Raw genomic sequence first — 23,661 nt, 5'->3', positions numbered from 1 at the left:
TATGCATGAATGGTTTCGCTGTCCATGACGGGGTAGGGGATGGATGGCAACAGGAGGCGTACAATGGGAATCCGCTTTTTCTCGGACAAGAACCGGCCCGTTCACATGGGGCGATACCCGTTGGAGCGTTTGACCCGACAAGATACCATGCCGGATTTGTCGCGCGTGCCCACCATGGGCGAACTGAGTTTCCACCGGCCGGAACGGCCCGACAGCATCGTCAACGCCATGGGTGAGTTTCAGGCGATGCTGGACGCGATCCGCGACGGGTTGGTGAACCCGATTGCATCCGAGATCCCCTCAGACCCGCAGGAGCGCGCAAACCATCTGAAGGCATTTGGGTATTTCAACGACGCATCGATGATGGGCTGCGGGCCGTTGCCGTCGGATGCACTGCTGGACGAACCACGTCGCAATCCCGATATCGACCGGCTTGCCCACGCGCTGCGCACGCGCCAGACCAAAACGCTGGCCTCTGGGATCGATCTCATCATGGCCGATCTGAAAGACAGTATGGAGGCCGCGCCCAAGCCGATTGACGACCACCGTCACGCCATCGTCTTTCTTTACGAACACAATCGCGACCCTGACCCTTCCGAACCCGGTGCGGACTGGATCATCGACGCGCAGGATCACCGTGCCTGCCTGCTGGCCGCCGAGAATGCCGTCGTCATCGCCAACTATATCCGACTGCTGGGTTTTGACGCCCGCGCGCACAGCGTGATGTCGACCGAAGTTGATCTGGGCAAGCTGGCCGTGGCTGCCGGTCTGGCCTCGGTCGAGGGCGAACAGCTGGTTGCGCCTTGGCTGGGCACCCGGTTTGGCCTTGCAGCCGTGACGACCGAGATGCCCATCGCGCATGACCGGCCGCTGAGGCCCATGGCGCAACAGCCGAGGTTTCGAACCCAAGGTCCGGCATGGTGGCTGGGCACGGGATTTGCCAAGAACGCCCTCAACCGTGACCCATATGCCAAACGACGCTATGTGGATGGGGCCCATCCCTTCGAAAAGCTCAAACGGGTCGAGGCTCCGACAACCTATATCGACGAAGAGAATGTCGCCCGCGTTCCCAAGCGCGCCGACATGTTCGCCCGCGCCCAGTTCGGCGACATGGGCAAGTCATTGCAGGACGCCGCGAAAGGCGGGTACTACGTGCGCAAGGCCGCGCCCAGCTTTGCCCAGCGTCGCGCGCTGGGTGCATTCGTTCTGTTGCAGGATGGTGAAAGCGCCGAGGTCGCCGGATCCACCGATGCCGAGCGCAATGCGGCGAACATCAAGGCGGCGACCTATTTCCTGGGGGTCGATGCGGTGGGACTCAGCCGCTGCCCGGAATGGGCGTGGTATTCTCATGACGCCACGGGCGAAGAAATCGTGCCGCCTCATGATCAGGCCATCAGCATGATCATCGATCAGGGCTATGAAACGATGGAAGGTGCCAGCGGTGACGACTGGATCAGCGTCGCCCAATCCATGCGCGCCTATCTGCGCTTTTCGCTGCTGGGCGGCGTGATCGCCCAGCAGATCCGCAACCTGGGCTACAAGGCCAAGGCGCATACGGTGATGGATGGCGAGGTGCTGCAACCGCCGCTGTTGCTGCTCTCGGGGTTGGGTGAGGTCAGCCGGATCGGAGAAGTTATCCTTAACCCCTATCTGGGCCCGCGCCTGAAATCAGGCGTGGTGACGACCGACATGCCGATGACGCATGACAAACCCATCGATTTCGGCCTGCAAACCTTTTGCGAGTCCTGCAACAAATGCGCCCGCGAATGTCCCTCGGGCGCGATCACCGCGGGACCGAAGCTGATGTTCAACGGTTATGAAATCTGGAAATCCGACAGCCAGAAATGCGCCACGTACCGTGTGACGACCCCGGGCGGCGCGATGTGCGGGCGCTGCATGAAGACCTGCCCGTGGAACCTCGAAGGTCTCTTCGCTGAACGCCCGTTCCGCTGGGCTGCGATGAACATCCCCGCTGCCGCGCCCGCGCTGGCCAGGCTGGACGATGCGGTCGGCAATGGCGGGCTGAATGACATCAAGAAATGGTGGTGGGATATCGAGTTGCAGCCCGACGGCGCCTATCGCCCCACGACGCACCCGTTGAACCGGCGCGATCTGCAAAAGGATCTGGACCTGAAATACGAGGATCAGACCCTGGCTGTCTATCCCTCTTATCTGGCTCCGCACCCCTGGCCCTATCCCTTTGCAATGGACCGAGAGGCCGGGATTGCAGCCTATGAGGCCATGGTGACGGCCGACGAGTACAAGGCCCGCAAGGCAAGCGGGGACATGTCGATCATCCATCGCTATCAGATCGCCGGTGATGCGCCTGTGATGCGGGTCGCCGTGACCAAGGTTGAAAAGATGACGGCGGATGTCACGAAATACGAATTTGCATCGCTGGACGGTGCGCCCCTGCCGGGATGGACAGCGGGCGCACATCTGGACGTTCTGGTCGCGCCGGAATTTCTGCGGCAATATTCCATGTCGGGCGACCCATCGGATCGTACGACCTATCAGATCGGCGTGCTGCGCGAGGATGACGGGCGTGGCGGGTCCGCGCTGCTGCATCGCATCTTCACCGAGGGCCGAAAGGTTTTCGTGTCCAAACCGATCAACCACTTTGAATTGGATGAAACGGCAACCAGAACATTCCTCATGGGTGGCGGCATCGGAATCACCCCGATGATCGCATTTGCCCATCGCCTGCATGCGATGGGCCGCAAGTTCGAATTGCACTATTCGGCCAGCACACGGGGCGGGGCGGGGTATCTGGATGACCTGGCCGCCATGCCCTGGGCGGATCGCGTTCATTACCATTTCTCGGATGAAGGCACCCGCGCCGACCTGAATGTGATTCTGTCCGGCTACCGGGATGGATGGCATGTCTATACCTGCGGGCCGGATCGTTACATGGACGGCGTGATTCAGGCGGCCGAGCAGCAGGGCTTTCCCGAAGAGGCACGTCATCTGGAATATTTCTCGGTTCCTGAAACGCCTGAATATGAAAACCACGCGTTTGAACTCAAGCTTGCGCGTTCGGGCCGGACACTGCCCGTGCCCGCAGACAAGGACGCGGCGCAAGTTCTGAACGAAGCCGGTTTTCATGTGGATGTGAAATGCGCTGACGGCATCTGCGGCGTCTGTAAATGCGGTGTCATTGCGGGCGAGGTCGAGCATCGGGATTTCGTTTTGTCCCGCAAACAGCGCGAAGGCGCCATGATCCTGTGCCAAAGCCGCGCGGCGGAACCTGATGGGGTGATCGAAATCGATCTCTGAACCCTGTCCAAAAGCGACATTTGGAAGTTGAATTTTGGTCGCTCGGCCCATGGACGCCGGACGAGGGGTGAATTAACGTCGCCGCGAACCCAGATATTCCTGACCAACAGGTACGAGGTAGCTTCATGGATTATCACAGCCCCGCCAGCTTTGCCGAAGCTTCGGCTTTGGCCGCGAACGCGACGGGCATCACACGTTTTCTGGCGGGCGGTACGGATGTACTGGTGCAACTGCGCTCGGAACTGGTGACGCCCGATACGCTCATCGACATCAAGAAAATCAACGGCGTGCGTGCCATCACCCGCAATGCCGACGGCAGTTGGACGATCGGCGTGGCCGTTACCGGCGCCGAGATGAGCGAGCACCCCGAGCTTGGCCGCGACTGGCCCGGTGTGGTCGAGGCGATGGACCTGATCGGTTCAACTCAGGTTCAGGGCCGCGCGACGCTGACGGGCAATCTGTGCAATGGCTCACCTGCGGCTGATTCCGTGCCCGCCATGGTGGCCGCAGGCGTGACCGTCACCGTAACCGGCCCCGATGGCACGCGTGACGTTGCGGTCGAGGACATCCCGACCGGGCCCGGCAAGACCTCGCTGGCGAAGGGCGAGTTGATCTCGGCCGTCAACATCCCTGCCCGAGGCGAGAATGGGGGCGACGCCTATCTGCGTTTCATCCCCCGTACCGAAATGGACATTGCAGTGGTGGGCGTTGGTGTGAACCTCCGTCTGGATGGTGACGTCATCACCGAGGCGCGCGTGTCGCTGGGTGCCGTGGCACCGACCGTTCTGTTGGTTGAAGACTGTGCCAAAGCGATCATCGGCAGTACTTTGGACGATGCCGCACTTGACGCACTGGCCGCGGCCGCGTCGGCCGCCTGCAATCCGATCGATGACAAACGAGGTACGATCGCATTCCGTACCGAAGTCGCTGGCGTTCTGGCCAAGCGTGCCGCAAAGATCGCCTATGCCCGCGCGAAGGGAGAAAACGCATGAGCAAGCTCCACGTATCCACCACCGTGAACGGGGACGCAGTCGAATACCTGTGCGACCCGCGCGAAACCCTGCTGGACTGTCTGCGCGACAAACTGAACCTGACCGGCGCCAAAGAGGGCTGCGGCACTGGTGATTGCGGCGCGTGTTCGGTCACCGTCGATGGCCGCCTTGTGTGCTCGTGCCTGATGCTGGGTGTCGAAGCCGAAGGCAAGCAGATCGAGACCGTCGAAGGGATTGCGGATGGTGACATCCTGCACCCGTTGCAGAAGAAGATGATCGAATATGCCGCGCTTCAATGCGGCATCTGCACCCCGGGCATTCTGGTGGCGGCGAAGTCGCTGTTGGAGAAGAACCCCAATCCGACCGAGGAAGAAACGCGCTATTGGCTGGCGGGCAACCTGTGCCGCTGCACCGGCTATGACAAGATCATTCGCGCCGTGATGGACACGGCCGCTGAGATGCGGGAGGCGTCATAATGGCTCTAGACGATCGCAAAACTGATTTCACCTTCGTTGGCACCCGCCCCGATCGCCCTGACGGTCTGGACAAGGTGACGGGCCGGGCCAAGTTCGGTGCGGATATCTCGGCCCCCGGCATGTTGCACGGCGCGATTCTGCGCTCACCCCATGCCCATGCCCGGATCGTCAGGATTGATACCTCGAAAGCCGAGGCATCGAAGGACGTCAAAGCCGTCGTGACCCGTGCCGATTTCGCCGATGTCCCATTCAAGCCCGGGCTCGAAGGTGAATTCTGGAATGTGCTGGAAAACGTCATAGCGGGGGAAAAGGCGCTCTATGACGGGCACGCGGTTGCTGCGGTGGCGGCCACATCTGCCTTGGCGGCACGTGACGCGCTGAAACTGATCGAGGTCGAATACGAGGTGCTGCCGCACGTCACCGATGTGGACAAAGCGATGGCCCCGGATGCGCCGGTGATCCGGGAAGGTGCTGCGGATTATTCGGTGCCGGAAGGGATGCACCCGAACGTCGTGCGTTATCACGAAAGCGGGCACGGCGATGTCGAGGCTGGGTTTGCCGAGGCCGATCTGGTCATCGAAGACAGCTTTGTGACCGAGGCGACCCATCAGGGGTACATCGAACCGCATGCCTGTCTGGGCATGCTGGGCAATGACGGCAAGGGTGAGCTGTGGTGCACAACTCAGGGCCACTGGATCGCGCAGAAAACCTGTGCGGCGTTGCTGGGGATCGAAACCTCGCAACTGCGCGTGACTGCGTCTGAAATTGGCGGTGGTTTCGGCGGTAAGACCACGGTGTTCATCGAACCCGTTGCTCTGGCGCTCAGCCGCAAGGCAAACCGACCGGTCAAGATCGTGATGACCAGGTCCGAGGTTTTCCGGGCCACCGGGCCGACCTCTTCGGCGTCAATGGACGTGAAGATTGGCATGAAGAAAGACGGCACGATCACGGCGGCGCAGGGTGTCTTCCGCCTGCAAGGCGGGGCCTTCCCCGGCGCCCCGGGCGACATGACGGCCATGTGCGCCTTTGCGCCCTACAACCTGACCAACGTCAAGCAGATCGGTTACGACGTGATGTCGAACCGTCCGAAACAGGCCGCCTACCGCGCGCCGGGTGCACCCATGGGCGCCTTCGCCGTAGAATCCGTCATTGATGAGCTCTGCAACAAGCTGGGCCTCGATCCTATTGATGTGCGTCTGAAAAATGCCGCGCATGAAGGCACGAAGGCCAGCTATGGCCCGACCTACGAACGCATCGGTCTGGTCGAAACCCTTGAGGCTGCCAAAGCGCATCCCCATTACTCGGCACCGCTGAAGCCGGGGCAGGGGCGCGGGGTTTCCTGCGGTTTCTGGTTCAACCACGGGGGCGAGACCAGCGTTTCACTAGCACTGTCCGAGGATGGTTCTGCGCAGTTGATGGTCGGAACACCCGACATCGGCGGGTCGCGCGCATCCATGGCCCTGATGGCGGCCGAGGTTCTGGGCATTCCGTATGAAAACATCCGCGTGACCATCGCGGACACGGCGACGCTGGGTTACAACGACGTGAGCCATGGTTCGCGCGTGACCTACGCGTCGGGCCTCGCGACGATCAAGGCCGCAAGACACGCGGTCGAGAAACTGTGCGAACGTGCGGCGGCCAAGTGGGGCATCCCGGTCGATGCGGTGAAATGGGAAGACGGCTGCGCGGTGCCCTCGGGGCCCAATGCAGGGGATTTCGACCCGATGCCTCTGGCCGACATCACGGCGGATATGGGATCGACCGGAGGCCCGATTTCGGGCCATTTCGAAGCAACCCCCGAAGGCGCGGGCGTATCCTTTGGCACCCATATCGTCGATGCCGAGGTCGATCCGGAAACCGGCAAGACATCGATCACCCGGTACACGGTCATTCAGGACGCCGGCAAGGCGATCCACCCGACCTATGTGGAAGGGCAGTTCCAAGGTGGTGCCGCACAGGGCATCGGCTGGGCACTGAACGAGGAATACATCTATGGCGAAGATGGCCGGTTGCAGAACTCGATCTTCCTTGACTACCGGATTCCCGTTGCCAGTGACCTGCCGATGATTGACACGGTGATCGTCGAAGTGCCCAACCCGGGCCACCCGTTCGGGGTGCGCGGCGTGGGCGAGACGGGCATCGTGCCGCCCCTGGCCGCCATCGCCAATGCGGTGTCCAATGCGGCGGGTGTTCGGATGAAGCAACTGCCGATGTCTCCGCCGCGCATTCTGGCGGCCCTGAAGGAAAATGGTTGAGGTCCACCTCTGGTCCGGCCTCCGGTCACTGACCGGGGGCCAGCAAGTGGTTGAGGTCGAGGCCAAAACCACCGGAGAGCTTTTGCGGGCTCTGGTCCGGGCCCACCCGCAGTTGCAGGCCCCCATTGACGCGGGGGTCTCCATCGCGATCGACGGGCGTGTCATTGCCACAGGGCTTACCGAGCCGATTCCCGAAGGCAGCGAAGTCTATCTGATGCAACGTCTCAGGGGCGGTTAGGCGTCAGATGACCAGGGCTCGCGCCCGACCATCCGGTCAGCTTCTGCCGTGATATCGTTCATGTGCTGCTCCAGGCTCAGGCGCAGGGTTTCGATTTCCTCTTCGCTGGCCTTGCGGGGCACCGTTTCAGTCCATTCCCGGCACAGAAACACGCCTTCATTTCGCCAGGGGCGGGGCATCAGAAGGTGATCCCAGGTTCCCGCTTCGCGACCATGTTTCGTGGAGAAGGTGATACCGAATACGCGCTTGCCCGAGGTGCGCGCCCATACCAGCGGAACCGTCGACAGAACCCGTTCCGGCCCGCGCGGTCCGTCTGCCGCGATCCCGATAGAGATACCCTGCTTCATCTTGCCCAGAACCTGACGTGACAAGGCGACGTGGCGTGTCTTGCTGGCCATGGCGATCGTGTCCATGCCAAACAGCTTTTGTACCCGGCCCACCATGCTGCCCGCCCGGGCAGAGGAGGTGATAGAACAGATGCGCCCCTTGTCCAGCGGGAAGAAATAGGGCGACTGCGCCAACCGTTGGTGCCAAAGCACAACGATGACAGGTTCACCTTGTTCGACCAGCTGATCCAGTTCTTCGTATCCGATGCGCTGCCAGCGTGTGTTTCGGTTGACCAATCGAATGTAAGTGGCAATCCGGCGGGCCACCCAGTTCAGCACGGCTTCGCTGTCTGCGATCTTCTTGCGGAGGTTCACACGGGGTTCCTTTTGCTGACCGGACCTTGTCTTAGCGCACTGCACATTTTGCGCAACTTGTTTGTCGGCTCAGATAGTGGTGTGGAATTCGAAAAAGCCTCTTGAGTCCGCCGCGCGGCTGTCATATCTGGGGCTCACCACAGGGGTATAGCTCAGTTGGTAGAGCGACGGTCTCCAAAACCGTAGGTCGCGGGTTCGAACCCTGCTGCCCCTGCCATCCGCATCAAAACACCAATCGGCAATCGTGCCTGGCGCGATTCCAGCGCGCGCGGCTTTCGACTATGGCAGGGGCGAACCGGCAATCAGGACGCATGCAGGCATAGTGAGCCGCAGTGCAACCAAATCCTATATGCCATCAAAAAATTCCGGCCCAGAGTGTGAACAGCGTCACTGACGGATGTTGGAAAGTCTGGTTGTCTGAGAATGTCAAAGAGTTGGCGTTCAGGTTCTGCACAGAACGCAGGTTTTCAGTTTCTCCCTTGTGACTGGGGCGCGCTTGTGGTCGAGCGCGCCCTTTCCGTTTTTGGTCAGCAACGCATACTGACGATATCAGAACGTGCAGAGATTCTGCCCAAAGCCGGTGCTTGAGCAGAACCCGCAAAATCGGGCTTTGCGCCAGAGAAAGGCGTGCAGCGGCCGGTCAGTCAGGCCAGCAGCGCCAGATCCCCGATATTTGTCTTGTGCCGGGTCGGCATCGTTTTTGCCGGATGGCCGTCGATCGTCAGGGCGAGGTCCTCATAAAACCCGCCGCTGTCGAACCACCAGCGATGCGACTTCATCATCTTGCGCTGTCCTTTGGGGACGTCTCGTTGATATTGGTGGTCACAGAAAATATCCCAGTGACCTTTCGAGGTCAGCTTCGGCATCCCGACACGACCGGCGCGACGCCGACCGCCGTGAACAATCCCGCCGGCCAGGGCCAGCACCTTGTCTTTCCGGCTGTAGTAATTGGTGAATCGCTTGCACCGTTTTTTCAGGACCAGATCGCCCCATGCGCCCTTTTCCAGCCATTCTGAATCGATGTCCGCTGACGCGAACATGACCTGATCCGCCGACCATACCTTGTTGCCGGGCCCGGCCGAATCCCCGAAGTCAGAGAATGCGCGCAGTACCACCAACGCTCCCATGGAATGAGCGATCAGATGCACCTTGGGGCGCGGCGACATTCCCAACAGCGGCAAGATTCCGTCCCCCACCAGATGCGGTGCCACCGCCTTGGCATCGGAGCGGTCCGAGTCATAGGTGTGCACCGATCCGTCGCTGGGCCAGTCAAAGGCAACGACCGCGCCCTGATACCCGTTACCCCTGAGATTGGTTTCTATTTTCCCCAGCCGGTCCAGCATGTCCTTCTGGCTGGTGTTGAAGCCGTGAACATAGATCAGGACGGCCGAATCCCCGCCCTCCTGTCGCACGAGATCCAGCCATTTGGCTTTTTTGACAATACTTCCCTTACGAATTTTTCCACCGGGGCTTTGCTGGGTGATGTGAACATATCTGGTCTTTGCCGCCGGCTTAAACGTGAACTTTTTCTTCTGCGCGTTATAGGTGCGGCGGGAAAAAAACAGTGCCATTATTCAAACTCCATTCTAATCAATCCGTAAAATGTGCCATGAGCCGCCGTTTTCACAAAGCGTAATCTCCCGGCCCTTCTGGTGCCAAAACGGGGATGTGCGATGAAGCCGGTATGCGCCAAGGTTGCATACAGGGGCATCCTGACGTCCAATGCCTGTTTCCTCTGCCGGCTTAATGCCCTAGTGTCCGCTGCAAACGAACACACGCACGAGGCCCCATGTCGCGTTTTGATGGATATTTCCTGCGGCAATTGCTGATTCTGTTTGGCTTTTTCACCTTGGTGCTTGTCGGTGTGTTCTGGATCACCCGGTCTGTCAGCCTGTTTGACAGGGTCATTAGCGGTGGGCAGTCGGCAATGGTCTTTCTGGAATTCACCGCGCTGACTTTGCCGACCTTGATCCGCACGGTCATGCCCATGGCGGTGTTTGCCGCCGCCGTCTATGCCACAAATCGCCTGAGCCGCGAAAGTGAGCTGACGGTTATGCTGGCCACCGGATCCAGCCCTTGGCGGCTTGCCCGGGCTGTGCTGCTGTTCGGTGTGATTACCGGGGTGATGATGGCGATCATCAGCGTGTTCCTGCGCCCGGCCTCGGTGGAACAGCTGGAAATCCGGCAAGCCGAAGTGGCCGGAGATGTGACGGCTCAACTGCTGAACGAAGGCGAGTTTCTGCACCCCGCCGAAGGTGTCACGGTTTACATAGGCAGCATTGATCTGGACGGCACACTCCACGAAGTTTTCGTGTCTGACCGCCGCGATCCTGAAAACGCGGTCAGCTATTCAAGCGTAACCGCCTATCTGGTCAACAATGATGCCGGCATCCACCTTGTGATGGTTGATGGGGTTGCATTGCGCCTGAACAAGGAAGGCAAAGTGTTGTCATCGACCCTGTTCCAGGACGCGTCCTACGACATCTCGGAACTGACGAATACAAATCCGATGGCCCGGCGCAGCCTCGAAGCTATTCCAACGGCGGACCTGATCCGCAACCGGGATGAGGTTTCAGCCACGGAAGGGTTCAGCCAAGGCAAGCTGATCGAAGAGCTGCACCAGCGGTTCTCGTGGATCGCGATATGCATCGCCGTGGCCCTGGCCGGGTATTCCACCCTGATGCTGGGCAGTTTTTCCCGGTTTGGATTGTGGCCGCAGATATTGGGCGCCTTCACCATCCTTGTGCTGCTTGAAGGTGTGCGCGGGTTTGTTTCCCCGGTGGTGATCGATGACCCGGAGCTTTGGTTTCTGCTTTACCTTCCCGCAATCATAGGGGTGCTGATCTCGGGCCTCTTCCTGCTTGTTGCTGGTCGGCCGCTGATGCGAAAACGGCAGCGCGCGCCGCAGATCATGCCGACGCCGGCCTGAGTTCTAGCCGCGAAGATCCACCAAACAGCTGTGAATGTCGTCAAATTCCTCGCGATCACCGCGGGTGACCAGATACATGGGCAGCGGCAAGCTGATACTGTCCTCGACCCGCTCCAGAGCACCCGAGGCCAGATGTTCGGAAATGACGTAATCGGGGAAATAGCCGTTTCCGCCTCGGTGCAGAACATATCGCAGCGCCATCATGCAATTGCCAAGAAACACTGTCTGACCCGACGCCCGTCGCGCAGCCGATCTGACATGGTCCTGATAGACCTCGCCCAGTTCAAGGTTGACGAAGATCATGTCATCGTCCGTGCCGTCAGTCTTTGGCGTCCGGACCAGGGACAAAAGCTCGGGTTCAAGCGCGTACCACGTGACACGCCGGTCCGCCGGCTTTTCATGTGTGATCGCCGCGTCCAGCACATGGGTTGCCACCGCTTCTACCATGTTCAGGTCGTGGTCATAGTTGAGCGTCAAAAGCAATTTGCCAAAGCGCTGTTCAAACCGAACCGCCAGGTCCACCAGCAACGGATCCCAGATGCTGAGCTGGCCCCCCAACCGCAGCGCCGGGCGGTTCTGTGCCTGTACCGGCAGGTCGCGCGATGCAAAGCCCCAAAGGGACAACATCTGTTCCGCATAGGGTTTGAACTGCCGGCCGAACTCGGTCAGCACCGTTCCGCCGGCACCGCGCGTGAACAGCGCCCTGCCGGTTGCCTCCTCGATCAGGCGAATACGCGCGCTGACAGCGGTCTGCGTCACATTCAACTTGCGGGCGGCGGCATGAAAGCCACCGGCTTCGGCCACGCAGAGAAAAGTTTCCAGAGCTTTGAAATGCATGTCGAAAGTATTTTTTGATCATTGTGATAAAATCAATTCATTTTTTTGGAGGCTGGTTTCGAACTACGCTTTCGCTCAGGACACATGCAAAAGGATCAGCCATGCTGGACAAAAGCCACAAACCCACCTGGACCAGTTTCGAGACAGCCACCAAGGCCGACTGGGACGCCGTGATGGAGTACGAAGAGGCGTATAATGCGGCCCTGCCAGATCGCATCCTCGATGCCATCCGCTCGTTGGACGAAGAATGGACGCCCTATCCGGTGAACCGCTACCAGCACAGCCTGCAAGCCGCGACACGTGCTTACGAGGACGGTGCGGATGAAGAACTGGTGGTGGCGGCGCTGATCCACGATACCGGCGATATCCTGTCACCCTACAATCACGGAGAGCTGTCAGCGGCGATGATGAAGCCTTACGTCAGCGAAAAGACATATTGGATTCTCAAGCATCATTGCGTGTTTCAGGGATATTACTACAACCACCATCTGGGCGGCGACCGCAACGCGCGCGACAAATATCGCGACAGTCCTTATTGGGAAGATTGTCGCTATTTCTGCCATGAATACGATCAGAAGGCGTTCGACCCGAATTATCCGACCAAGCCGCTGGAGTTCTTCGAACCCATGTTGCGCCGCGTCCTGAACAGGGGCGAAGGCCATATGGAGCTGAACGAAACCGCCGATGACGGCAAAACCGGCTAGGAACCGGATCGGGCGGGCCAGCCCGGCCCGCCTGCCTGATCAGCAGCTTGCCATCAAGCGATAGACGATTTGCGCCGCGGTGAAATCCCACGCCGCGTTGCCGTCGGGGGCCAGTTCGACCACGTCGAAGCCGACGCAGCGGCGGCCCTTCAGGGCGTGTTCGACGAGGCGAAGCGCCTGATAGTATCCCAGCCCGCCCGGAACGGGCGTGCCGGTCGCGGGCATCTGCGCCGGGTCCAGCCCATCAACGTCAAAGCTGACATAGACCAGTTCGGGGAAATCCTCGGGCAGGTCGACGGCATGGATGTTGCCGGTGACCAACTCTTCGGCATCCACGTGGAAGACGCGGTTCCTCAGGCGGCTTTTTGCTTCCTCGGTGGAAAAGGCGCGCACGCCGAACTGGGCCAGTGGGATACCCTCCTCGGCCAGCAGATGCATCACCGAGGCGTGCGAGTGTTTTTCGCCCTGATAGGCGTTGCGCAGATCGGCATGGGCGTCGATCTGCACGATGCCGAGGGGCTGGCCTAGCGCGCGAGTCACACCCATGACCGCGCCATAGCTGAGCGAGTGTTCACCACCCAGCGTGACCGGCACCTTGCCGGCGCGGATGGCGGCCTCGGTGCGCTGGGCGAGGCGCTCCATAACGTCCGGCAGCGGGCCGTCGCAATCCAGCGGGGGCTCGGTAAAGATGCCTTCGACGCAGGGTTCGGCGTGGCCGGTGATGCGTTCGAGTTCGTTGCTGGCCTCGATGATCGCTTCGGGGCCTTTGGCGGTGCCGGACCCGTAGGATACGGTGCGTTCCAGCGGCACCGGGATCACGCGGAATCGCGCGTCTTCGCTGCGTTCGGTCTCGGTCAGTTCGCTGTCGAGGAAAATGCTCATGAAAGCCTCTCTTTGAAGTCGTCGTAGCCGAATTGCCTGATGATTTTCAGGTCGTCGGTTTCGCTGTTCCACAGGGCGATGGTGGGCAGGGGCACGCCGTTGAACGTGTTGGTCTTGACCATCGAGTAATGCGCCTGATCGAGGAAGGCAAAGCGCTGCCCGATTTTTAGCGGCTCGGCCCAAGTGTAGTCGCCGATCACGTCGCCAGCCAGGCACGAGGGGCCGCCCAGACGATAGGTGTGGCCGGTTTCGGCCTCGTCCATCAGGGCGGGGCGATAGGGGGCCTCGATCACGTCGGGCATGTGGCAGGTGGCCGAGATGTCGGTGATTGCCAGATCCATGCCGTTGTGCGGCAGGTCGAGGATTTCGCCCACCAGGATGCCCGCGTCCAGCGCCACGGCCTCGCCGGGTTCCAGATAGACCTCGACGCCGTATTTGGCGCGGATGCCCTTGATGAAATCCACCAGCCCGTCGCGGTCATAGTCGTTGCGGGTGATATGGTGGCCGCCGCCGAAATTGAGCCATTTCAGGCCGTTCAGGAAGGGCGCGAGTTTCGGTTCGACCGCGGCCCAGGTGCGCGCCAGAGGCTCGAACCCCTGTTCGCAGAGCGTGTGCATGTGCAGGCCATCCACGCCCTCCAGCGCCTTGGCGTCCAGCTGGCTGACCGGGGTGCCGAGGCGTGAACACGGTGCGCAGGGGTCGTATTTCGCGACCTCGCCTTCGGAGTGTTCAGGGTTGATGCGCAGCCCGACCTGCCGTCCGGCGGCCTGTGCCTTGGACAGAAAGCGGTCTTTCTGCCCGGGGCTGTTGAAAATGATGTGATCCGAGAGCGCAAGGATTTCGTCGATGTCGGCGTCCTTGTAGCCCGCGCAGTAGGTCGCGACCTCGCCGCCATATTCCTCGCGGCCCAGCCGGGCCTCGTAGATGCCGCTGGCGCAAGTGCCGCCGAGATACTGTCGCACCAGAGGGGCCAGCGCGAACATCGAGAAAGCCTTGAGCGCCGACAGGACATGTGCGCCGGAACGCTCACCGATATCGGCCAGAACCGCCAGATTTCGCTCCACCGCCTTTTCGTCGACGACGAAGCAGGGTGACGGCACGCGTGTCAGGTCGAAGTAGCGGAAGGCTCCGGCGTCTCCGGCCTGTGTGGTCATCATGTCGGACATGTCGGGCGTCTCCGATTGTGAAAAGGCCGGGGGGGCTTGCCCCCCGGACCCCCCGGGATATTTTCAGCCAGATGAAGCAGGGCGGTCGCGCGGACCGCCCCGAGGGATCAGAACTCGACGGGCCCGTCGAGTTCGTGGACCTGCCACGGCAGGCCGTGTTCGTTCAGCATGTCCATGAAATCGTCCGGGTCGAGCTGTTCCATGTTCCACACGCCCGGTTCGCGCCAGTTGCCTTTCAGCACCTGTGCCGCGCCGATCATGGCGGGGACTCCGGTGGTGTAGCTGACGGCCTGGCTGCCGACCTCGGCATAGCATTCCTCGTGGTCGCAGATGTTGTAGATGTAATAGGTTTTCTCGCCCGAGCCGTCCTTGGCCTGACCCGTGGCGATGTCGCCGATGCAGGCCTTGCCCTTGGTTTCGGCGCCCAGATCGCCGGGATCGGGCAGCAGGGTTTTCAAAAACTGAATCGGGATGATTTCCTTGCCGTCATGCATCACCGGGTCGATGCGGGTCATGCCGACGTTCTCCAGCACCTTAGCGTGAGTGATATAGGCGTCGCCGAAGGTCATCCAGAAGCGGGCGCGCTCGATCTCGGGGAAGTGGGTCGAGAGCGACTCCAGTTCTTCGTGGTACATCAGGTACATGTTCTTGGGGCCGATCGCCGGGAAATCGAACTCGACCTTATGGGTCATGGCCGGGCTGGTTTTCCATTCACCACCTTCCCAATGGCGAACTTCGGCCAGCACTTCGCGCAGGTTGATCTCGGGGTTGAAATTGGTGGCGAACTCCTGATCGTTCGAGCCGCCATTGGCGTCCAGCACGTCGATCTGACGAATAGTGTCCAGCTTGTGCTTTTTCAGCCATTTGGCGAAGACGCTGGTCACGCCCGGATCGAAGCCCGAGCCGAGGATGGCGGTCAGGCCGGCTTCTTTGAACCGTTCCTGATAGGCCCATTGCCAGTGGTATTCGAACTTGGCCACATCCTCGGGTTCATAGTTCGCGGTGTCGAGATAGTGGATACCGGCCTCAAGGCAGGCGTCCATCAGGACCAGGTCCTGATAGGGCAGGGCGAGGTTCACCAGGATTTCTGCACCAGTGTCCTTGATCAGCTTGACCGTGTCCGCGACCTTGTAGGCGTCCAGTTCGGCGGTGGCGATGTCAACGCCCACGCGCTCTTTCACCGATTTGGCGATGGCGTCGCATTTTGACTTGGTCCGGCTGGCCAGTGTGATTTCGGTGAAGATGTCCGAATTCATCGCCATCTTGTGCACGGCGGCGTGGGATACGCCGCCCGCGCCGACAACCAGTGTTTTGCCACTAAGTGAACCCATGGGGGTAATCTCCTCTCACAGGGGGTTATTCGTAATAGGTGTAGCCGTTGATCGAGTCGCGATAGGCGCTCATCAGGGTTTTGCGGTCCTTGGCTTTCAGAGTACCGGTCGAGATCGCCTCGTCCACCATTTTGCGGAAGGCGGCGACGCAGTCGGTGGGGTCGAATTCGACATAGGACAGCACCTGGCTGATCGTATCGCCCTCTTGTTCGTGCAGCAGGTCGAACCCTCCGTCAGCGCGCAGGTCGATGGTGACGACGTTGGTGTCGCCGAACAGGTTATGCAGATCGCCCAGCGTTTCCTGATAGGCGCCGACGAAAAAGACGCCCATGAAATATTCATCATCTTCGGGCAGGGTATGCACCGGCAGACTGGGTGAAACACCGTCGGCCAGGATGAACCGGTCGATCTTGCCGTCGCTGTCGCAGGTGATGTCGGACAGGACTGCGCGGCGGTCGGGTGTCTGGTTCAGGCCCTGCAAGGGCACGATCGGATGCAGTTGGTCAATGGCCCAGACGTCTGGCAAGGACTGGAACAGAGAAAAGTTGCAGTGGTAGATATCGGCCACTTTCTCAAGCTGGTCGTCCACGTCGGTCTCCAGATCGTCACTGGCCGCCAGCGCCTTGAGGCGGGCCATCAGCGACAGGTAGATCCGCTCGGCCCGGGCCATCTGGCGCAGGTCTACATATCCACGGCGGAACAGGGCGCGCAATTCGTTGCGATAGAAGGTGGCGTCGTTCCAGCATTCCTGAAGACGGTCTTTGCTGAGATAGCCGTGCACCGCGGCAAGGTCTGAAACCATGTGGTGATCGTCGGCTTCAACCTCGGGGCCGTTGGGCGCATCATAGAGCGTGCTTTCCAGCACGTTGAACACCAGCATCGACGACGTCGCCACCACCGCGCGGCCGCTTTCGGTGACCAGCGTCGGGTGGTCCATCTCGGCCTCGTCCATGGCATAGGCCACGGTTTCCACCACGTTGGCGCAGTATTCCTCGACAGTGTAGTTGATCGAGTTCTCGGCCGCCTTCTTCTCGCCCGTGTAGTCCACCCCCATACCACCGCCGAGGTCCAGATGGGTCAGCGGCACGCCCTCGCGCGTCAGTTCGGTGTAATAGCGGCAGGCCTCGCCCACCGCGCGGCGCACATCGTTGACGTCCTGCACCTGAGAACCCAGATGCGAATGCTGAAGCTTCAGGCAATGCAGTAGCCCCGCCTCTTTCAGCTTGTCGACTGTAGCGACAAGTTGATCGGTGTTCATGCCAAAGGCCGAGCGGTCGCCCGAGCTTTCCTCCCACTTGCCGCTGATTTGGTTGGTCAGTTTCACCCGCACGCCAATAAGCGGTTCGACCTCCAATTCCTTGTAGACCTCGATCACCGTGTCAGCCTCTTTCGGGCTTTCCAGAACGATCACCGTGTTGAACCCGATCTTGCGGGACAGGATGGCCAGCTGGATGAACTCGGCATCCTTGACGCCGTTGCAGACGATCAGCGCTTCGCTGGCCAGCCGATGTGCCAGCGCGATCACCAGTTCGGGTTTGGACCCGGCCTCGAGCCCATAGTTGTACTTCTTGCCGAATTCGACGATCCGGTCGACGACCTGGGCTTGCTGGTTCACCTTGATCGGGAACACACCGCGATAGCTGCCCCTGTAACCGACGCGGGCGATAGCTTCGCGGAAGCTTTCGTTCAGATGGGCGATCTCGTGTTCCAGATAGGAAGACACGCGCAGAACCATCGGGGCCTTGATGCCGCGGTCGTCCAGATCGCTGAGAATACCGGGCAGGCTGATCGCGCCAACCTCGGGAGCCAAGGGATTGCGCAGACCGATTTCGCCCTGCTCCGTCACCTCGATGAGGCCTTTGCCCCATTTCTCAACTCCGTAGATGGAATGCGGTGCGTCGGGCGTCTGTTTCAATCAAGTCGGTCCTTAACGTAGGGGTGCCAGTTTCGCGCCCGCCAATACGGCAGCTGTTTGATTCTTCCAAGCCTAAACTATGTGACGGAAAAATCCGAGTTTCATGCCGCTGGGGTGATCGGGACCAGATGGTTGTCCCACTGGCACTTCGCGCGGGTCCGGATCACGGGGTGCGCAGTGGCCAACGCGCCGAACACACCGGTTCCGGTGGTGAAAACCAAGCCGTTCGGGCCCGATCCAAGCCCGCAGACATCCTCAAGCTCGAACGCATCGCTGAATGTGCCACTGGCCACGTCGAACCGATGCAGCGCATTGCCGCGCGGACAGGTGATGGCAACGGTTGCACCATCCGCCGAAAACGCGATGCTGCCGGCATAGCCTTGCAGCGTGCTCTGATCCTGCTCAGGCGCTGACAGAAGGTGCGGGGTTTCCCCCTGACGGTGCAGGCCCAGCAAGGGCGGATGTTCGGCCTTGCTGCCCTGCCACTGCATCGCAAAGCCCACCAGCCCGTCGCGACGGACCGCCAGATGGCGGATCGAGTTCTTATGGAGCGCAGGCGCCAGCGACACCTGTTCCTGAACCAGGCCCGACATGGAAAGGTAGGTCAGGTTGGGCTTCATCGTCGGCAGGTTCAGCTTCGTGCGCCCGGTTTCGGGATGGGTTTCGATCCCGCCATTGGCAATCACAAGCGTTTTCCCACCCGGCATCAACCGCATGTCATGCGGCCCGACGCCGCCGGACGGGAATTCACCCGAGCGCGCAAAGGTTTCGGCGTCCCAGACGCCTATGATACCTTCTCCGGCCTCGTAATCGTTTTCGGTGGCAAAGAAAATCGCGCCATCGGCTGAAAAAGTACCGTGACCATAGAAATGCCGGCCTTCCGGCGCCGTCAGCCGCGCGATCGGTGATCCCGTCACGCAATCAATCACCACGGCAAAGGTGCCCGGACGGCGCGCAAAGGCCACGGCCTGTGGTTTGACCGGATGTGCCGCCGCCGCATGACCGCGCGCGGGCAGGGGCACGGAAAACAGCAGCGTTCCCTGTGCATCCAGCCCGGCCAGTCGATACGAACCATCCGGAAACAGCCCTGCGGCCAGAAACTCCGGCCTTCCCACCGAGGCCCATCCATGGATCGGAGGCAGAGAGGTTGCAGCAAGCCCTGCAAGAAAACGGCGGCGCGATGTCATGGTCAGTCCCCGTCCAGAGAATTGAAGCCTGCGCTGATGCCCAGCGTCGGGCCAAGTTCAGTCGACGCAATGGCGCGAATATCGTGGATGGACTGTCGCAGGGCCTCGATACGGAACCGGGCCTGCGGATCCGAAACGCCCGCCAGCGCCGGGTCGTCAATGGCCTGGGCATTCTCGATGGCGCGCGCAAAGGCAGCATCTAGATCCGCGGCGATATCGGGATGATCAAAGGCCAACCGCGATGCAAGATCACGAAGGGCCACCAGTGAAAGTTCGACATGGCGCAAGGATCGCTTCGACCGCCACGCTTCGGCGCGGTTCGGGCGCGGGCGGTCGAACGTGCCCAACGGGCGACCAAGCCGAGTGTCGGCCGTGAATTCAAGACCCGTGGACAAAGCCTTGAACAGTTCCTGCATCGCTTCGTCCTGCGTTCGGTAGCGGCCGTTTTCACCGGGCCGGGTCAGGCCGGGGGCATAGCTTTGCCAGTCATCGGCCATCGCCCGCGCGTTGGCATCAATATCCGCCGCGATCGCCTGAATCAGCGCGCAGCGGTAATCTGCATTGCCCTGCTCTGCAAAGGCGGGATCGAACAGCATCCGTTCGAGCGCAAAGAACCCGCGCCCGGCTATGGATGTCTCGGCATAGGCTTCCGGGTCTTGCACGGCGTCATCCTCGGTTGCGATATGCTGGGACAGGGCTTTGGTGGTGAACCCTTTCGTGTCGGGCCAGAACGCCATGGCAAACGCACGATCATCAACCTCGGTCGGACCGAACCGCAGGTGATTGGCGGAAATCCAGCTGTCGAAGGCCGCATCATAAGCCGCGCGCAACGCAGGTGAGGTCGGATCGCAATCCACCCGCGAAGCACTGACCAGAGCCCCGGTCGTTTCCGGCAGCTTGTCGAACCTGGGCAAGATATGTGTCTCGGCAACGTCCATCAGGATGGGTGCGCGGTCCTGCGCCTGTGCGGCAAGCGGCATCATCAACGCGGCAACAAAGGTAAGAATACGCATGGGTCAGAGGCTCTCCAGAAAACGGATCAGGGCGTCGCGGTCAGTTTTCGGCATCGACACAACCGCATCGCGCGCGGCCTGGGCTTCGCCGCCGTGCCACAGGATCGCCTCGAGCAGATTGCGCGCCCGCCCGTCATGCAGAAACTGCGTGTGGCCCGAGACGCGTTCGGTCAGACCTATGCCCCACAAAGGCGGCGTCCGCCATTCGCGCCCCGTCGCGCGGGCCTCGGGGCGGTGATCCGCCAGACCTTCGCCCATGTCATGCAGCAGCAGGTCGGTATAGGGCCAGATCAGCTGAAAGCTGTGCTCGGGCCGATCTTCCAGCCGGTGGGTGACATGGGCCGGAGTATGACAGGACGCGCAGCCGATCGTGTGAAACACCTCTTTGCCGCGCAACACCTCGGGGTCGTCGACATCACGGCGGCCGGGCACGCCCAGATTGCGGCTGTAGAAATCCACCAGGTCCATGCCCTGCTGATCGATCTCGAACGCGCGGGTATCGGTGTCGCCATGCGGGGCCTCGACGCAGTTCACCTGCAAATCCGTGCAGTCCCCCTGAGGTGCTGGGTAAAGCGGGCTTGAAATACCGATATCCCCGGCAAAGGCTGCGGCGGATTGCTCCATGACCGTCGGCATACCTGCCTTGTGCCCGAACCGGCCCATCATCGGGGCGCCGTATTCAACAGACCAGACGATGTTTGGACGGCCCGAGATGCCATCCCCATCCACGTCGTCGGGATCAGCCCGGGCCAGCAGGTCTTCGACCGGGATCGCCTCGAGCAGGCCAAGCCCGATCATCTGCGATGCGACCCGCGGGCTCAGCATCGCATCCGGGTGCAACGGGCCATAGCCCAGGTCAGCGGCCCTGTAAGACGGGCGGCGCAGTGACGCGGTCTCGCCGTCAGAAAGTTCAACGGGGACTTCTTCGTAAGAGATATCCAGCCGATATTCCGCCGGATGTCCGGCAAGCGCGAAATCCTGCATCTGCCCGCCATAGTTGGGTTCGGGCCGGGTGGCGATGTAGTCTTCGATCCCGGCATACCCGTCTTCCGGCGCACCGGGGATCGAGACCCGAAGGAACATCGAGACCGCGTTGTCATCAGGGCCGTTGGGTGTGTGCCCCCGCCCATCCTTGATATGGCAACGCTGGCAGGATCGCGCGTTGTACAGCGGCCCCAACCCGTCAGAGGCCAAGGTGGATGATGGTGATGAAACCCAGATTTTCTTGAACAACCCGTTGCCGACCTTGAAATCCAGCTCCTGCTCGAAGCTCAGATTGCCCGAGGGTTGCGAGAACGCATCCGCGTCGTTGCGGACCCGGACAGTCGCCGCCCCGGCAGAGAGCTCTTCGAACGGCTGCGACACGCCATAATCCTGCGGGGGCGCGGTCACGGCCGCAATGCGGGCGCGTTCCTCGTCGGTGCGGGGGGTGAATTTCAGATGCAGGTCCCGCAGCTCGGCTGACAGGGAGGGGGTGGCAGCCAGGGCGACCCCCGACAAGGCAAGAAGGCTATTCGCCTTCGTCCATTTTCGATGCGTTGAGTTGCGCATAATTGGCTTCGCCGATCCTTTCATACAGGTCGAGCTGCGTTTCGAGGAAGTCGATATGTCCCTCTTCATCGGACATCAACTCTTCGAACAGCGACATGGAGACAAAGTCGCCGGCCTCCCGACAATATTCGCGCGCTTCCTTGTAAAGTGCCCTGGCGTCGATCTCGGCCGCCAGGTCGCATTCCAGCGTTTCCTTCGGCGTCTGACCGATCCGCAACGGGTCCAGTTTCTGAAGGTTGGGGTGACCTTCCAAAAAGATGATCCGTTCGATCAGCTTGTCCGCGTGGCCCATCTCTTCGATGCTTTCCTCGCGGCTTTTCTTGGCCATATGGCCAAGGCCCCAGTCTTCTTGCAGGCGGTAATGCAGCCAGTATTGACTGACGGCAGTCAGCTCATGCCGCAGAGACCTGTTCAGATATTCGATGACCTTCGGATCGCCTTTCATCAGCCTTCTCCTGTGTTGCTCCGGCACGCAAAGTGCGGAGTTGCATGGGGACTTCCAGATTACCGCTGGCCCGCATCGTGTCTAGGAACAACGGCATGCACCCGCCACAATCCGCCGATTTGCCAAGGGCATGGTAGATTTTGCCGGGGGTGATGATGGTCCGCGGATCCGCCGTGCGCATCCAGTCGATGGTGGCACGGATGTCGTGATCGGATATGTTGGTGCAGTGGCAGACAATCATTGGTCTTGGCTCGTTTCGCCGCCTTGTCAGACGATCAGTAAGGTTTGCAGGGGCCGGAAAGAAACCCTCTCCGGCCCGCTTGAAGATTAATGGAAGACGGCGTCCGGGTTATCCAGGCTGTCTGACCCTTCAAACGCAACCCCGTCCAGTTCCAGCGCAGTTACGATGCGTTCGATCGTTTTGGTCTGATCGATCAGGCCGTTGACGCCGCCCATGATCAGGGCCTCACCGCCTTCGTTGCCGCGCTCAAGCATCTGGTCATAGGCAAATCCCGCCTCGGCCGTTGTCTTGATCTTGCCCAGGGCCTGCATGGTGGCGGCCAGTTTCGCTTTCATCTCGGTATCCAGCGCCGGATCCGTGGCGATGACCAGATCGGCCAGAGATGCGCCCGAAACCGGGGTGCCATCAATGCGGGTATAGCTGCCCAGATAGACGTTCTGGATGCCCAACCCGTCATAGTAATGGCTGTTGTGGGTGTTGTCAGAAAAGCAGTCATGTTCTTCTTCAGGATCGTTCAGCATCAGGCCAAGGCGCATCCGTTCGCCGGCTTGCTCACCATACGAGAGAGAGCCCATGCCGGTCAGGATCGCGCTGATGCCTGCTGCTTCGTTCTCCATAAGGGCTGCGCGCGCCGCTCCGCCGTCTTTCCACTGATCCGCCATCCAGGCCAGATCGCTGACCAGCAGTTCGGTCGCAGCGCTCAGATATTGCGCGCGACGGTCGCAATGGCCGCCGGTACAGTCCTCGCCCTGCGCATAATCGGTCGCTGGGCGGTTGCCGGCGCCGGCGCCATGGCCGTTCATGTCCTGACCCCACAGAAGGAACTCGATGGCGTGATAGCCGGTTGCCACATTCGCCTCGATACCATCGGCTTCGTGCAAGGTGTCGCTCAGCAGTTCGGGGGTGATTTCGCTGGCATCAATGGTCTCGCCCGACAGTTGGAAGCTGGGGTTGGCGATGACGTTCAGCACGGCAAATTCGTTTTCGTCCGTTGCGCCGCCATAGGCCGCGTCGACATAGTCGATCAGACCTTCGTCCAAGGGCCAGGCGTTCACCTTGCCTTCCCAGTCATCTACGATGGCATTGCCGAAGCGATAGACTTCCGTCTGCTGATAGGGGACACGCGCAGCAACCCAGGCCGCGCGCGCCGCGTTCAACGTTGCGTCCGAGGGATCGGCGATCAGTGCGTTGACCGCATCCTGCAATTTCCTGGCTGAAATCAGGCTGTCCTCAAATTTGGCTTCCGCAATATCGGCATAGGTGTTCAGTACATCTGCCTTGGTGGGGGCATCACCCGAGATTGCGGCGGTTGCCATGCAAAATGTCAGGGCGCTGGCAGTGGTGAATAACTTGGTCATAGGAGTTCGGTGCTTTCCTGTCAGAACTGTCGGATCGCGCGGGGATGCCCCGCGGGTTTCGCGAAGAAATAACTGAGTGATTTAGTCGGCAATGTCAACCTGAGTTTTATTGTCGGATATAGGCAATAGTGGTTGAATCCCACGCTCCTCCCCGAATCTGGCGA

Annotated in this window: 20 protein-coding genes and 1 tRNA gene; 8 read left to right on the top strand and 13 right to left on the bottom strand. The window is 60.7% G+C overall.

What is annotated here, in order from left to right:
- Nucleotides 1-63 precede the first annotated feature (63 nt).
- The 5 genes from GOW04_RS12955 to GOW04_RS12935 all read left to right on the top strand — a co-directional run bounded on the left by GOW04_RS12955 (nucleotide 64) and on the right by GOW04_RS12935 (nucleotide 7,237).
- Entirely contained in the window at nucleotides 64-3,276 is a 3,213-nt protein-coding gene (locus tag GOW04_RS12955; RefSeq protein WP_171232827.1) for a reductive dehalogenase, read from the top strand.
- Between the two features lie 125 nt (nucleotides 3,277-3,401).
- Nucleotides 3,402-4,268 (top strand): xanthine dehydrogenase family protein subunit M, encoded by an 867-nt coding sequence (locus tag GOW04_RS12950; RefSeq protein WP_171232826.1) that lies wholly within the window; start codon nucleotides 3,402-3,404, stop codon nucleotides 4,266-4,268.
- Entirely contained in the window at nucleotides 4,265-4,744 is a 480-nt protein-coding gene (locus GOW04_RS12945) for a (2Fe-2S)-binding protein (RefSeq protein ID WP_152458906.1), read from the top strand. The genes GOW04_RS12950 and GOW04_RS12945 overlap by 4 nt, the downstream gene beginning before the upstream one ends.
- Nucleotides 4,744-6,999 carry a xanthine dehydrogenase family protein molybdopterin-binding subunit gene (locus GOW04_RS12940; protein WP_171232825.1) on the top strand — a complete coding sequence of 752 codons (2,256 nt, stop codon included), beginning with the start codon at nucleotides 4,744-4,746 and terminating at the stop codon, nucleotides 6,997-6,999. The genes GOW04_RS12945 and GOW04_RS12940 overlap by 1 nt, the downstream gene beginning before the upstream one ends.
- Complete coding sequence (locus GOW04_RS12935; RefSeq protein ID WP_152458904.1) at nucleotides 6,992-7,237, top strand: MoaD/ThiS family protein; 246 nt, start codon at nucleotides 6,992-6,994, stop codon at nucleotides 7,235-7,237. The genes GOW04_RS12940 and GOW04_RS12935 overlap by 8 nt, the downstream gene beginning before the upstream one ends.
- Here GOW04_RS12935 and GOW04_RS12930 read toward each other — a convergent pair.
- Entirely contained in the window at nucleotides 7,234-7,938 is a 705-nt protein-coding gene (locus tag GOW04_RS12930) for a DUF374 domain-containing protein (protein ID WP_171232824.1), read from the bottom strand. The two genes, GOW04_RS12935 and GOW04_RS12930, sit on opposite strands and share 4 nt — an antisense overlap.
- A 141-nt stretch (nucleotides 7,939-8,079) precedes the next feature.
- Here GOW04_RS12930 and GOW04_RS12925 point away from each other — a divergent pair.
- Nucleotides 8,080-8,155, top strand: a tRNA-Trp gene (locus GOW04_RS12925).
- 427 nt (nucleotides 8,156-8,582) lie between these two features.
- On the opposite strand, the gene GOW04_RS12920 is transcribed toward GOW04_RS12925, so the two are convergent.
- Entirely contained in the window at nucleotides 8,583-9,509 is a 927-nt protein-coding gene (locus tag GOW04_RS12920; RefSeq protein ID WP_171232823.1) for an alpha/beta fold hydrolase, read from the bottom strand.
- 218 nt (nucleotides 9,510-9,727) lie between these two features.
- Between GOW04_RS12920 and lptF the strand changes: the two genes are divergently transcribed.
- Nucleotides 9,728-10,867 (top strand): LPS export ABC transporter permease LptF, encoded by a 1,140-nt coding sequence (gene lptF, locus GOW04_RS12915; protein ID WP_171232822.1) that lies wholly within the window; start codon nucleotides 9,728-9,730, stop codon nucleotides 10,865-10,867.
- Nucleotides 10,868-10,870: 3 nt separating this feature from the next.
- Here the strand turns inward: lptF and GOW04_RS12910 are convergent, their stop codons facing one another.
- Nucleotides 10,871-11,704, bottom strand: coding sequence for a LysR family transcriptional regulator (locus GOW04_RS12910; RefSeq protein WP_171232821.1), 834 nt, complete (start codon nucleotides 11,702-11,704; stop codon nucleotides 10,871-10,873).
- 101 nt (nucleotides 11,705-11,805) lie between these two features.
- Between GOW04_RS12910 and GOW04_RS12905 the strand changes: the two genes are divergently transcribed.
- Nucleotides 11,806-12,408, top strand: a complete 603-nt coding sequence (locus GOW04_RS12905; RefSeq protein WP_152458899.1) for an HD domain-containing protein — start codon at nucleotides 11,806-11,808, stop codon at nucleotides 12,406-12,408.
- Between the two features lie 39 nt (nucleotides 12,409-12,447).
- Here the strand turns inward: GOW04_RS12905 and speB are convergent, their stop codons facing one another.
- The 10 genes from speB to GOW04_RS12855 all read right to left on the bottom strand — a co-directional run bounded on the left by speB (nucleotide 12,448) and on the right by GOW04_RS12855 (nucleotide 23,497).
- The gene (speB, locus tag GOW04_RS12900) at nucleotides 12,448-13,290 is read right to left on the bottom strand and encodes an agmatinase (protein WP_171232820.1); all 843 of its coding nucleotides are present in this window, start codon (nucleotides 13,288-13,290) and stop codon (nucleotides 12,448-12,450) included.
- Nucleotides 13,287-14,456, bottom strand: a complete 1,170-nt coding sequence (gene nspC / locus GOW04_RS12895) for a carboxynorspermidine decarboxylase (RefSeq protein ID WP_171232819.1) — start codon at nucleotides 14,454-14,456, stop codon at nucleotides 13,287-13,289. The genes speB and nspC overlap by 4 nt, the downstream gene beginning before the upstream one ends.
- A gap of 107 nt (nucleotides 14,457-14,563) precedes the next feature.
- Complete coding sequence (locus GOW04_RS12890) at nucleotides 14,564-15,787, bottom strand: saccharopine dehydrogenase family protein (RefSeq protein ID WP_171232818.1); 1,224 nt, start codon at nucleotides 15,785-15,787, stop codon at nucleotides 14,564-14,566.
- Between the two features lie 25 nt (nucleotides 15,788-15,812).
- The gene (speA, locus tag GOW04_RS12885) at nucleotides 15,813-17,702 is read right to left on the bottom strand and encodes a biosynthetic arginine decarboxylase (protein ID WP_171232817.1); all 1,890 of its coding nucleotides are present in this window, start codon (nucleotides 17,700-17,702) and stop codon (nucleotides 15,813-15,815) included.
- A 101-nt stretch (nucleotides 17,703-17,803) separates the two neighbouring features.
- Entirely contained in the window at nucleotides 17,804-18,889 is a 1,086-nt protein-coding gene (locus GOW04_RS12880) for a DUF1513 domain-containing protein (protein WP_171232816.1), read from the bottom strand.
- 2 nt (nucleotides 18,890-18,891) lie between these two features.
- Nucleotides 18,892-19,902 carry an imelysin family protein gene (locus tag GOW04_RS12875; RefSeq protein ID WP_171232815.1) on the bottom strand — a complete coding sequence of 337 codons (1,011 nt, stop codon included), beginning with the start codon at nucleotides 19,900-19,902 and terminating at the stop codon, nucleotides 18,892-18,894.
- Between the two features lie 3 nt (nucleotides 19,903-19,905).
- Complete coding sequence (locus GOW04_RS12870) at nucleotides 19,906-21,453, bottom strand: di-heme oxidoredictase family protein (protein ID WP_171118571.1); 1,548 nt, start codon at nucleotides 21,451-21,453, stop codon at nucleotides 19,906-19,908.
- On the bottom strand, nucleotides 21,413-21,898 hold the full coding sequence (gene bfr / locus GOW04_RS12865) for a bacterioferritin (protein WP_152458892.1): 486 nt from the start codon (nucleotides 21,896-21,898) through the stop codon (nucleotides 21,413-21,415). The genes GOW04_RS12870 and bfr overlap by 41 nt, the downstream gene beginning before the upstream one ends.
- Nucleotides 21,846-22,139 carry a bacterioferritin-associated ferredoxin gene (locus GOW04_RS12860; protein WP_152458891.1) on the bottom strand — a complete coding sequence of 98 codons (294 nt, stop codon included), beginning with the start codon at nucleotides 22,137-22,139 and terminating at the stop codon, nucleotides 21,846-21,848. The genes bfr and GOW04_RS12860 overlap by 53 nt, the downstream gene beginning before the upstream one ends.
- An 86-nt stretch (nucleotides 22,140-22,225) precedes the next feature.
- Nucleotides 22,226-23,497, bottom strand: coding sequence for an imelysin family protein (locus GOW04_RS12855; RefSeq protein WP_171232814.1), 1,272 nt, complete (start codon nucleotides 23,495-23,497; stop codon nucleotides 22,226-22,228).
- Nucleotides 23,498-23,661 lie beyond the last annotated feature (164 nt).

The organism is Ruegeria sp. HKCCA4812, from assembly GCF_013034245.1.
In the GTDB taxonomy this organism is placed as follows: domain Bacteria; phylum Pseudomonadota; class Alphaproteobacteria; order Rhodobacterales; family Rhodobacteraceae; genus Ruegeria.
Note: the sequence above shows the minus strand (reverse complement) of the source record. Positions and strands in the feature narration are given on the sequence as shown.